The sequence below is a fragment of the Chryseobacterium sp. UNC8MFCol genome (genome assembly GCF_000482305.1).
In the GTDB taxonomy this organism is placed as follows: Bacteria; Bacteroidota; Bacteroidia; order Flavobacteriales; family Weeksellaceae; genus Chryseobacterium; species Chryseobacterium indologenes.
Genome location: NZ_AXUZ01000016.1, coordinates 57,250 through 69,775 on the forward strand (window position 1 = coordinate 57,250; position 12,526 = coordinate 69,775).

Below are 12,526 nucleotides of genomic sequence, written 5' to 3' on the forward strand. Positions count from 1 at the left end.
ATTTACATTAACAAAAATTCAAGGATGAACATTCTAGACAAAGCTAAAAATTATGTTGAAATCTTATTCAAAGATAAGTTATCTTCAGTTTACTTTTACCATAATTTTATTCATACTGCCTATACGGTCAATAAGGCTGAGGAAATCATGAAGAATACACCTGTTTCTGAAGAGGATCAGGAAAAAGTGCTCGTGGCTTTATGGTTTCATGATACAGGATATATAGAATGTGCTAAAAACCATGAAGAAAGAGGCGTGGAAATCATGAAAAATTTTCTACATCAGGAAAATTATCCGACAAACTATATTGATGATGTGGAAAAGCTTATTCTGGCAACGAAAATCACGCATGAGCCGCAGGGGTTACTGGAGAAAATTGTAAAGGATGCAGACTTCAGTCATTTTGCAGGCCACGATTACAGTGATATTTCTGATGCTTTAAGAAAAGAATGGGAACTTACCAATGTAAAATGTTTCTCCAACGAAGAATGGAATTCGGGTAACCTGGATATGCTTAAGAACAAGCATACCTTTTATACCGAATATGCTAAGGAAAACTGGGAGCCTTTAAAAAAGAAAAACATCAAGAAAATAGAGAAGAAACTGGAAAAAGAAGAACAAAAAAAAGAAGATAAAAAAGAGAATATCGAAGGAAAAAAAGAAAAGGAGAAATCAGACAGAAGCGTTGATACTTTATTCAGAGTAACCTTGAATAACCATACGAGACTGAGTGATATCGCAGACAGCAAAGCCAATATCTTACTTTCTGTCAATGCAATCATTATTTCAGTTTGTCTTTCTGTGCTTGTTCCGAAACTTGATGCTCCAAAAAATTCGCATCTCATTCTTCCAAGCTTTATATTGCTTCTTTCAAGTGTATTTACAATCGTATTTGCCATTCTTTCAACCAAACCGAACGTCACCAAAACGACTTTTACACCTCAGGATATTGTGAACAGAAAAGTCAACCTTTTGTTTTTTGGAAATTTCCAGCAGATGATGTTTGATGATTATCACAATGCCATGAGGGATTTGATCAAAGACAGAGATTATATTTACGATTCTATGGTGAAAGACCTGTATTATCTGGGAAAAGTCCTGGACAGGAAGTACAAGCTTTTATCCATTACCTATAAGATCTTTATGGCCGGCATTATTATTTCGGTACTGTCTTTTGGTGTAGCTTTTCTGAGTCTGTAATTAACAATAAATAAGAGCTGAATGATTATTGGATGATATCTGATAATCATTTTTTTGTTATGTTCGCCTATACCAATGAAACTCTCAACGCCAGCAGGCCTGTGATTCCCTGGAGATCTTCCACTTTAAGGAATTCTACATCATGCTGCAGAATTTCTTTCTTTTGCAGTTTGGATATATATTCGAGGTATTCTTTCTGATTTTCCATTCCAAAATAGACAATGGTGATTTTTCCCGGGGCGGTTATTCTTTCCGATGAATTTTTGACGTGGGCTTTATCCAGACGCTTTTTGATGATTTCGTAGTAAGAATTGTAGGCGCCGTCTACGTCAAAGCGCTTTTCATCCATTCTGAAGCGGATGTCAATTTTTTCATTATAGACGAAAATCAATGAGGCAATATCGAGCTCAATGGGAAGCGTTTTTTTAAAAGTCTGAAATTCCCTTTCTATTTTACAAATGGTTTTCAACTGCCAGTATCTCAATCTGTGAACGACTTTTGCCGTATAATGGAGATCCGGAGCAATGGTAGAACCGATATAGAGGTTGTGTTCCACTCCGTCGGATTTAAACCTTTCATAATAATGTGGAAAGACCTGTTGTGCCTTTACCTGGCTTTCATCCAGAATATCTGCGAGTTTTCTATTGACAAGAGTAATGGAATCATCCAGTTTTTTCCTGTGATTGTAAAATAAATTGGTTTGGGCCAGGAGCTGTGAAAAATAGTCTTTAATCTTTAGTTTTACGTCCTTTGACGTTCTTACTTCCAGTTTTCCCTGTAAGAAAGGGTGTATTTCTTCCCGTAATAATCTTTGAAAACGTTGTTCTGTATCAGCTTTGATTTCGTGATTGAGTTCGCTTTCAAAAATATCAAGTGCCAGGATGAATTTTTCGGAATCCGAATTTGTCAGGGTGAAAATATCTTTCAGAGCTTCAATTTGCTGATTCAGGTCTTCAAGCATCAGGTTGAAACGTTTTTCTGAAGAAGAACGGATGTCTGAGACCCCGAATAACGGAGTAAGGTTTCTAAAGGAAATCTGTTTTAAAGTATACATTTTTTTCCCCAGTGAAGCTGTAAAGTATCTTTCAGCCTCGTTTCTGAACTTCCATACAACACTGTCATGGATGGTTGTGTATTCACGTTGGATAATGGCTTCAATCTGATAATTTTTCTCAAAATAAAATCTACTGAGAGAAAACAACACCATATCAGTGAAAAATTCCATCTTTTTAAGCTTTAAACCATTGAAGCTGCCTGCCAGAGGGGAGGTAAACTCCATAATGGCAAGAAGTTCATTATCTTTCATGATGGGAATCACCATGAAGCTGTTGATATTATTATCTTTTAAAATACTGAAAGAGGGCAGCTGTTTTACATTTTCATCCAGTTTGTTCACATTGCTGACGACAATTGGCTTTGAATTATTGCTTAAGTTTTCAAAGGTGTTTTTACGTGTTTCTTCATCAAATGTATTAATCCAGAAATCAAGAATATGATTGGTTAAAAGACTTTCATAGATCGGAAGTTTATCAAGTTTCTGTTCCTTTTTATTAAAGGTCATAATCCCGAAATTCAGATCAGCAACATCAAAATAGGATTTGAAAATTTCTGTCAGATTCTCATTAGGATTTAAATTTTCAGGATCGATTTCTATCATACTGGACTTCAGGTCGGATAAAGCTACTTCTGAGGTACAGTCTACCAGCGAAATAATGGTAAACCCTCTCAATATCCAGGATTGGGAAGGAAAGTACTTTTTCCACAATTTAAAATCATCGAGATTTTCCAACAGCATATCGAGAATGTCATCAGAAGGTATTCTGGCATTTTCGGTAGGGATTATTTCTGTGAAGTCTGAGTTTACAGTTATTTTATAATGCTTCATGATTCCCTGCTGATTAGGGATATCATAATAAAACGGGATTGTGCTTCTGATATCTTTTTTGAAATAGCTCTGGAGAATCAGGCAACAGCAGAATACATAGAATTCGTTATCCGTAATGTTTCTGAGTTCTATTTCAAAATCTTTTCCGGCATCTTTAAGGATGTTTTTAAATCGTTCCGTATAATTGAACGTGATATTTGAAAGAGGGATGCTGGCTGCCTTTATTTCATTATGGGTAAGGCCAGTCGGAAAAAGATCAGCAAGAAGTAATCTGATAAGATCTGCATTTTTTTCGAGAATGCTTATATCCTGGAAGCCTTCTTTGAGTTCTTTAAAGTTCCTGGTGCTTTCAATCAGCGATTCGGCATAGTTGACCCTGTATTCCATTCGGTCGTTATAACGGATGTGTTCCAGGACATCCAAATATTTTTTGAATGATATGAAAACCTGAAAGGGAGAGTCTTTTTTGTAGAGATTAGCCAAAAGCTGAAATTTGAAAGTAAAGTTATGAAAAATACTCTACTTACAAATTTATTTTGGCTGGGTAAAAATGATCTTTTTTTTGTTTTATTATTCTTTATTGAGGAAAAAATTGAAAAAGAATAAGGTATTCTGCGGATGTTCATTCTCTTTCTGTAAAAATTTCCATGTAAGTATATTTTCCTTTACAATTTTAAAAAATTTACCCCGGAAAACTGAATGAACATTGTTAATGAATACAGTTTTTTAAGGACCACAAAAAACCTTCCAGTGAACTGAAAGGTTTTTAATATGAATTATTATACTACTATTTACAGTCCGAACATGCTTGCAAAGAAATCCGGGAAGACTCCTAAAATAATAATCAATGCAATTACGGCTACAGCAACAATATTATAAGTAAGGGTTACTTTTTCAGATGATTTGAATGTTGATTCTTTAAAGAAGAACATTGCGATGATCAATCTTAAATAATAAGCAATCGATAGGGCAGACCCTAATACGGCTACCAATACAAGGAAAGCGGCACCATTCATTGCCTGGGAGAATAAAGCAAATTTTCCCATGAAACCGGCTGTCAACGGAACTCCTGCCATAGAAAGCATAGAGATTGTAGCCACCGTTGCCAATAAAGGTTCTGTTTTTGCCAATCCTTTGAAAGCTCCGAAAGAAGTTTCTCTTTTTAATTTCTCTACCCAGATCAGACACATGAAAACTCCAACTGTAGATAAAGAATAGGCGAATAAATAGAATGCTAAGTTATACGTAGAAAGACTTGTCATTCCGAAGAATACCAATCCGATGTACCCGGCGTGAGATACTGAAGAGTAAGCCAACATTCTTTTTGCATTCGTCTGAGCAAGACCCATAACGTTTGCTAATAATAAAGTAATGATTAAGAATACTCCCAAAACATTGATCCATTCGTGTGTTACTCCTGCAAAACCGATCGTCATCAATCTGAACAGGGCGAAGAATCCTGAAATCTTAACCACACTCGCCATAAAAGCAGTGATCAGTGAAGGAGATCCTGAATATACATCCGGGCTCCACATGTGGAAAGGTGCCAGCGCTACTTTGAATGCCAATGCACAAAGGATCAATAATACCCCAAGGATAAACATCACGTTCGTAGCGTTTGCTACGCCAAAATCATGGATTTTATATAAATCAAAACTTCCGGCACTTCCGTAGATAAATGCAATACCGAACAATAAGAAACCTGTCGCGAATGCACCCATTAAGAAATATTTGATGGAAGCTTCATTTGATCTCAGATCAGTTTTGTTGGCTCCGGCCATTACATATAACGGAATGGAAAGAATTTCTACACCTAAGAACATAGTAACTAGGTTCTGGTATCCGAAAAGAACAATTCCTCCACATAATGCAAATAGCATCAAAGCGTATAATTCCGATTGGTGGCTTCTGTGGTTGCTGAAAGCAAAACCTCCAAGGAAGAATAACAATAAGGTTGTTACAATGGATATTTTGGTAAACAATGCAGCATTGGCACTGTATTCATACATATGTTTGTAATGATCGAAAAACGAGCATTCAGGCATGAAACTTACGTACAATGCAATGATTAAACCCAAAATCCCAATGTATCTTGCGAATTTTCCTTGTTCAAAAACTCCCGAAAATAACGCAATAACTGCCGTTAGGAAAACAATAATTAAAACACTCATAATATAGATTTGAGATGTGAGATTTTAATTGAAAGAATAAAATTGAAAATGTGAATAATATCCGTAAATCGGTTCTTAAACTCTTTGTTCTTTTCTCTTTATTCTTGCCTTTTTTTAATCTCTTATTTTTTTAATTTTTAAATCTTTTAATTTTTTAGTTAGCCATCGCCGTGTAGATAAACTTCACTGAACTACCTACCATATCGATTACCGGTTGAGGGAAAATACCCAGTAAAATCACAAAAACCGCTAAGCTTGCCAATACAGAAAATTCTACCCCTGATAAATCTTTTGCTGTACTTAACACAGCTGCATCACCTTCTCCAAACATTGCTTTTCCATAGAATCTCAATAAGTACACCGCACAAAGAATTACCGTAAGACCAGCAATTACAGCTGCTGTCCCGTTAAAATCATACACAGATTTCAATAGAATAAATTCTCCGATGAACCCATTAGTTAATGGAACTCCCATGGAACCTAATATAATGATCAGGAATAGCACGGCAAACTTAGGAGCAACTTTCGCCAATCCCCCCATTTGTCTGATGTCTCTTGATTTAAATCTCTTATATAAAATATCACAACAGTAGAATAAACCTACCACGTTGATACCGTGAGCGAAGGTCTGTACCAAAGCTCCTTCAGCACCTTCCACATTGAAACTTCCTCTTAAAGTAACTACCGCAGAAGCGAAGATACCTGCCACCATCAAGCCTACGTGAGAGAAAGATGAATACGCGATGATTCTCTTCATATCCGTCTGGATGATCGCGATCAAAGCTCCGTGAACAATTCCCACGATCGCAAGGATGATTACAATCTGTCCTGAAATTCCTGCAATCGGAAGCGGAGTAATAGGAAGTAAATAACGCATTACCCCATAGACCGCCATTTTAAGCATGATTCCGGATAACAACATCGATCCCTGAGTAGGAGAGTAGGTATAGGTATCAGGCTGCCAGGTATGGAAAGGGAATACCGGTAATTTCACTGCAAAAGCAAAGAAAATGAACCAGAATACCACAGTCTGTTGTGTTTCGTTCAGTTGTGCATTGTATAGATCCGTTAAAGCGAATGATGCAGAGTGGTTGTACACATAGATCAATCCGGCTAACATAAATAAAGATCCCACGAATGTATATACGAAGAACTTCGTAGTAAATTCAAACCTTTTATTCTCTTGTCCCCAAAGTCCGGCAATAAACCAAATTGGAATCAAAGTGACTTCCCAGAAAATGTAGAACAATAATCCGTCTAAAGAAGTAAATACTCCCACAAGACCGAATTGCATCAACAGAATCAATCCGTAGAATGTATTTCTGTAGTTTACACTTTCGTTGAAAGAAGATAAAATAATGATTGGCGCCAGAATGTTGGTCAGCAATAAAAGAAGCATGCTCATCCCATCGATACCGAAGTGAAGAGAGCTCTTCATGAATTGCGACCAAGGGTAATTGATCTCGTGCTGCAGTACGCTGTCTACCGTCGGAGTAAAATCAAAATCCGAAAGGATGTAAAACGTAAGGAGCATTTGTACCAATGCAATTCCCAGTGCCAAATATTTGCTGGAATTATTCTTCCAGGCAAAAACTAATCCCGAACCTACTAGAGGTAATAGTAATAATGTTAATAATAAACAAGACATTATTATTGTAATAAAAAGTTAACAATTAATATAATTCCCACAGCTAAAGACATGATAAGAATATACGTCTCTACATTTCCGTTTTGTACGCGCTTCATAGCTTTTCCGCTATCTTCAGCACCATCACCTACAAAGTTTACAAAACGATCCAAGATACCCTTATCAAACATTTTTCCTCCGCGTCCTAATCCTTCAACAGTTTTTACAATCAATGCGTTGTAAAGCTCGTCAACATATAATTTTTTAGCAGAAAGCTTTTCCCATCCGGTATAGTTTTCTTCTGCAACAGCCATCTTCTTCTTGTTTACATAGGTATTTCTTACGATAAACCATACAGAGAAGAACATAATTACTGTCGCTGCCAATAAGATCATTTCAGTATTGAAATCTACTCCTGAAAGAGTAGCTTCCATCTGGCTGTAGCTTTGTTCCGTAAGAACTGGCTTTAGCCATTCCATCAGTTTGGCATAATGTCCGTGGCCGATGAAGTGTGGCAGGTTAATGAAACCTCCGATTACAGAAAGGATAGCCAATACGATCAATGGTAATGTCATATTAGACGGGCTTTCGTGTAAGTGGTGCTTTTGCTCTTCAGTACCTCTGAATTCTCCGTGGAAAGTCAGGTAGTATAATCTGAACATATACGTGGCAGTCATTGCCGCTAAAACAAATAAGATTACCCAATAAATTGGATTTTTAGCGAAAGCTGCTACTAAAATTTCGTCTTTAGAGATCATCCCTGATAATAAAGGGAAACCTGAGATGGCTAATGTTCCGATCAGGAAGGTAGCGTGAGTAAGAGGAATATATTTTTTAAGACCTCCCATGAAACGCATATCCTGCTCGTTGCTCATAGCGTGGATTACAGAACCTGCTCCTAAGAATAATAAAGCTTTAAAGAAAGCGTGTGTCATTACGTGGAACATTGCTGTTGTATAAGCACCAAGACCTAAAGCGATGAACATAAATCCAAGCTGTGAAACGGTAGAGTATGCCAATACTTTTTTGATGTCGTTCTGACGCAGTGCATAGAATCCTGCTAAAGCTGCCGTTAAGAATCCGATGAATAAAATTCCTCCCTGTACAGTTGGAGCTAAAGTAAATAAGAAGTTAGATCTTACTACTAAATAGATCCCCGCCGTTACCATCGTTGCTGCGTGAATTAATGCAGAAACAGGAGTTGGCCCGGCCATCGCATCCGGTAACCATGTATATAATGGAACCTGAGCCGATTTACCGGTAGCACCGATGAATAAACTCGCTGTGATAAAGATAATCACTGTTCCGTCTAATTCAAATTTTGAAGCATTTTCTGCTACTGAAAGGTAGTCTACAGCGTTTGTCTGAGCCGCAATCATGAAGATCCCGATCAACAATGCCAGGTCACCAATTCTGTTCATGATGAAAGCTTTTCTTGCTGCTTTACCGTATTCTTCATTGGTATACCAGAATCCGATCAACAGGTAAGAACAAAGACCTACACCTTCCCATCCGATGAATAGGATAAGATAGTTGCTTCCCATCACTAAAAGTAACATTGAGAAGATGAAAAGATTCAGATAAGTAAAGAACTTATAGAATCCTTTATCATGACTCATATATCCGATAGAGTATAAGTGGATCAGTGAACCGATACCCGTGATGATCATCACCATCATCAAAGACAGCTGATCGATCTGGAATCCAAAATTGATCTGAACTCCGTTTACTCTAAACCATTCAAAAGCTTTTACGATTACAGGCTGGCTTTCAGAATTGAAATTCATGAAAAGACTTACAGCAATACAGAATGATCCGAAAACCATTGCTGTAGCCAAAGAACCAACTACTATTTTTGGAAGATTTTTTCCGAATAAACCGTTTATAAGAAACCCTAAAAGTGGTAAAAGTACTATTGTATATACTAGATTCTCCATTCTTATCCTCTTAATTTATTAAATATACTCACATCTACAGAACGGGTATTTCTATACAGCATAGCAATAATTGCCAAACCTACCGCCACTTCCGCGGCAGCAACCACCATAATGAAGAAAACTAAAAGTTGTCCGTCGCCGTTGCCTTTGTACGCTGAAAAAGCTGCCAACAAAAGGTTTACAGAATTAAGCATAAGCTCTACACAGCCAAGAATCACAATAGCATTTTTTCTAAGCAAAACTCCCATCACTCCTAAACTGAACAATACAGAACAAAGGATGATGAAGTAATTCAAAGGGATGCTTTGTATAAATGTATTTACTTCTCCCATAATTTTATAAATCTTTTTTACCGATTAATACCGCGCCTACAATACCTGCTAAAATCAGGATAGAAGCAAGCTCAAACGGTAAAACATATTCATTAAACAAAAGTCTACCCAGGTTCTTCGTAAGACCAACTCCTCTGTCTACATTCTCAACAACGATATGGTTTTGCTGAACTCCTCTGAATACTCCTAACACTCCTACCAAAAGAAGACCTGCCGTAAAAACTCCAACAAATTTTAAAGTATTGTTCTTTTTACTTTCGTCTGCTTTATTAAGGTTAAGCATCATTAAGATATAAAGGAAAAGTACCATGATGGCACCTGCGTACACTATAATCTGGATAATTGCCAGGAACTGAGCATTCAGAAGAATGTACATTCCTGCAATTGAAAACATCGTAACAATCAATGACAAAATAGCATAGAGAGGATTTCTGGCAAATACGAAGTATACTGCACTTGCTACTGCTAAAAACGCCACCAAGAAAAATAAAAACTGATCCATTATTTTACCGCATTTTTTTGTTTCTCGGATTGTCTTGTCGTGATGTCAATCCTTTCATTTATTTTTTCAACTAATTTATCTTTTCCGTAAATGAAAGAACCTCTGTTGGTTTCTACGTCTACCAGTCTGTCGGTAAGGTAGATGGCAGATTTAGGGCAAGCTTCTTCACACATTCCGCAGAAAATACATCTTAGCATATTGATTTCATATACTGAAGCGTACTTTTCTTCTCTATAAAGATCTTTTTCCTCTTTAGTTCTTTCAGCAGCAGTCATGGTGATGGCTTCTGCAGGACAAGCTACCGCACAAAGTCCGCAAGCGGTACATCTTTCTCTGCCTTGCTCGTCTCTTTTCAAGACGTGCTGGCCTCTCCAGATAGTCGTTCTTGGCTTCTGTACTTCCGGATACGAATATACTGCGGGAGCACCCTTTATCACGGTTCTTACAGCATGCTTAAATGTAATCCCCATCCCTGTAAAGATCGCAGGAAGATAGATTTTTTCAGCAAGGGTCATTTCTTTGTTGGAAACAACTTTTGATCTGTTAGTTAATTTCATTTAATTATAGATATTAGATGTTAGACACCAGATTTTAGACTAATCTTGTCTGTTATCTTAATTTTTAATATTCAATATTCACACAAACCTAACAGGTTTTTAAAACCTGTTAGGTTCGATAATTTAATTTCCAAACGCTAGAATTACAGCTCCTGTAATCAATAGGTTTACCAATGCCATCGGGATCAAAGTTTTCCATCCTAAGTGCATCAGCTGGTCATATCTGAATCTTGGAAGCGTCCATCTGATCCACATGAAGATCAGAATTCCGATTACCGTTTTCGTTAAGAATGCTACGATACTCAAGACCCCTGCAGTGTTCTCGCCCCAGTTCTGAGTTACCCATTCAATACCAGGATAGTTATATCCTCCGAAGAAAAGAACCACCATGAAAGCATTAGAGATAAACATGTTCACGTATTCCCCGAACATATACAACCCTAACTTCATGGAAGAGTATTCTGTAGAATATCCTGTTACCAATTCAGATTCACACTCAGGTAAATCGAATGGGTGTCTGTTCGTTTCAGCTAAAGCCGCTACAAAGAATACAAGGAAAGCGATTGGCTGGTAGAAAATATTCCAGTTCATCCCTGAAACCCAAGGAATGATTCCCCAAAGTTTACCGTGAGTCTGGTTTTCAGTAATTACTTTTAAATCTAAACTTCCTGCCATCATGATGATAGAAAGAAGTGCCAATCCCATTGCCAATTCATAAGAAATCATCTGAGAAGAAGCACGGATAGCACCTAATAATGAATATTTGTTGTTCGAAGCCCAACCTCCGATCATGATTCCGTACACCCCGATTGAAGCCATTCCGATGATAAATAGTACACCAACGTCAATGTTGGCAACCTGAAGATCAAAAGAAGTACCTGCAATATTTAAACTTTTACCCCAAGGAATAACTGCTCCCGTGATCAATGAAATAAACATTACTAAAGCCGGTCCCAATACGAAAAGGAATTTTTCAGCATTGGCAGGTGTAAAGTCTTCCTTGAAGAAGAATTTACCACCGTCAGCTAGAGGCTGCAGTAATCCGAAAGGTCCGGCTCTGTTCGGACCGATTCTATCCTGCATGATAGAGGCAACTTTTCTTTCTGCCCAGGTAGAGTAGGCTGCAATCGTTAACGAAAGCAGGAAAAGTGCTAGTACAAGTATAAGTTTAAATGTAAGTAAATCCATTTTTGTTTTAAAGATTTTTAGATGTGAGATGTCAGATACTAGATAGAAGGTTAAGTCTGATGTCTTGTGTCTGAAATCTAATTGTCTTTATTAAAATTATTTTTCGTCTTTTTCACTGATTTCTTTAGCCATTGGATTGTCTAAGACTCTTAGCTCATCTTTAGGCTTTTCGTAGTGATTCAATGAAATTACAGAATGTCTGTCGATGTGTCTAGGACCTTCGATGTTCCAGTCTGATAATGCTTTTCTTTCGAAACGGCATGTATCACAGATGAATTCTTCCACTTCACCCCATTGGTCTTTTCTTGCAGTAACTCTTACAATTTCGTCACCTTTCATCCATACTACAGCTTTTCCGGAACACTTATCGCATTTGCAAGTAGCATTCATTGGTTTTGTAAACCATACTCTGCTTGCAAAACGGGAAGTTCTGTCTGTTAATGCTCCTACAGGACAAACGTCGATCACGTTTCCGATGAAGTCGTTATCTAAAGCTTTATTTAAATAGGTTGAAATCTCAGCGTGATCTCCTCTGAAAAGAATACCATGCTCTCTTTCACCTGTTAACTGGTTAGCTGCCAATACACATCTTGCACAAAGAATACAACGGTTCATGTTCAGCTTGATGTGTGGCCCAAGATCATCGGCTTCGTACGTATTTCTTTCGAATTCTGTTCTTGTTTCAAGATTTCCATGCTCATATCCAAGATCCTGAAGGTGGCATTCACCTGCCTGGTCACAAACCGGACAGTCAAGAGGGTGGTTCACCAATAAGAATTCAGTAACGGCTTTTCTTCCTTCCTGAGCTTTCTCAGAAGTAAGGTTTTTAACCTCCATACCGTCCATTACATTCGTTCTGCAACTTGCTACCAATTTCGGCATAGGACGAGGGTCTGCTTCAGATCCTTTAGAAACTTCTACCAGACATGTTCTGCATCTTCCTCCGCTGGTTTCCAATTTGCTATAGTAGCACATAGCCGGAGGTACAGATTTTCCACCGATTTGTCTTGCCGCTTCCAGAATAGAAGTACCGGGCATAACTTCGGTAGTCTGGCCGTCTATGGTTATTTTGAATTTTTTAACTTCTTCGCTCATATTGTATGCTTTAAGCTTTATGCGTTAAGCAA

Annotated in this window: 10 protein-coding genes; 1 reads left to right on the forward strand and 9 read right to left on the reverse strand. The window is 37.6% G+C overall.

The features are described 5' to 3' along the window. Window positions 1-24 precede the first annotated feature (24 nt). On the forward strand, window positions 25-1,200 hold the full coding sequence (locus M030_RS0110740) for a Pycsar system effector family protein (protein ID WP_027373511.1): 1,176 nt from the start codon (window positions 25-27) through the stop codon (window positions 1,198-1,200). A 67-nt stretch (window positions 1,201-1,267) separates the two neighbouring features. Here M030_RS0110740 and M030_RS0110745 read toward each other — a convergent pair whose 3' ends face one another. The 9 genes from M030_RS0110745 to M030_RS0110790 form a co-directional block, all read right to left on the reverse strand. After that, window positions 1,268-3,568, reverse strand: a complete 2,301-nt coding sequence (locus M030_RS0110745; RefSeq protein WP_027373512.1) for a GAF domain-containing protein — start codon at window positions 3,566-3,568, stop codon at window positions 1,268-1,270. A gap of 308 nt (window positions 3,569-3,876) precedes the next feature. Then, a complete protein-coding gene (locus M030_RS0110755; RefSeq protein ID WP_027373513.1) occupies window positions 3,877-5,256 on the reverse strand; it encodes an NADH-quinone oxidoreductase subunit N in 1,380 nt (459 codons plus the stop codon). A 154-nt stretch (window positions 5,257-5,410) separates the two neighbouring features. After that, on the reverse strand, window positions 5,411-6,904 hold the full coding sequence (locus tag M030_RS0110760; protein WP_027373514.1) for a NuoM family protein: 1,494 nt from the start codon (window positions 6,902-6,904) through the stop codon (window positions 5,411-5,413). Window positions 6,905-6,906: 2 nt separating this feature from the next. After that, a complete protein-coding gene (nuoL, locus tag M030_RS0110765) occupies window positions 6,907-8,820 on the reverse strand; it encodes an NADH-quinone oxidoreductase subunit L (RefSeq protein ID WP_027373515.1) in 1,914 nt (637 codons plus the stop codon). A 2-nt stretch (window positions 8,821-8,822) separates the two neighbouring features. Continuing rightward, on the reverse strand, window positions 8,823-9,152 hold the full coding sequence (nuoK, locus tag M030_RS0110770; protein WP_027373516.1) for an NADH-quinone oxidoreductase subunit NuoK: 330 nt from the start codon (window positions 9,150-9,152) through the stop codon (window positions 8,823-8,825). 4 nt (window positions 9,153-9,156) lie between these two features. After that, a complete protein-coding gene (locus M030_RS0110775) occupies window positions 9,157-9,654 on the reverse strand; it encodes an NADH-quinone oxidoreductase subunit J (protein ID WP_027373517.1) in 498 nt (165 codons plus the stop codon). Then, window positions 9,654-10,211, reverse strand: coding sequence for a NuoI/complex I 23 kDa subunit family protein (locus tag M030_RS0110780; protein WP_027373518.1), 558 nt, complete (start codon window positions 10,209-10,211; stop codon window positions 9,654-9,656). Before M030_RS0110780 ends, M030_RS0110775 begins: the two co-directional genes overlap by 1 nt. A gap of 123 nt (window positions 10,212-10,334) precedes the next feature. Next, entirely contained in the window at window positions 10,335-11,399 is a 1,065-nt protein-coding gene (gene nuoH / locus M030_RS0110785) for an NADH-quinone oxidoreductase subunit NuoH (RefSeq protein WP_027373519.1), read from the reverse strand. A 96-nt stretch (window positions 11,400-11,495) separates the two neighbouring features. After that, complete coding sequence (locus tag M030_RS0110790) at window positions 11,496-12,494, reverse strand: 2Fe-2S iron-sulfur cluster-binding protein (protein WP_027373520.1); 999 nt, start codon at window positions 12,492-12,494, stop codon at window positions 11,496-11,498. Window positions 12,495-12,526 lie beyond the last annotated feature (32 nt).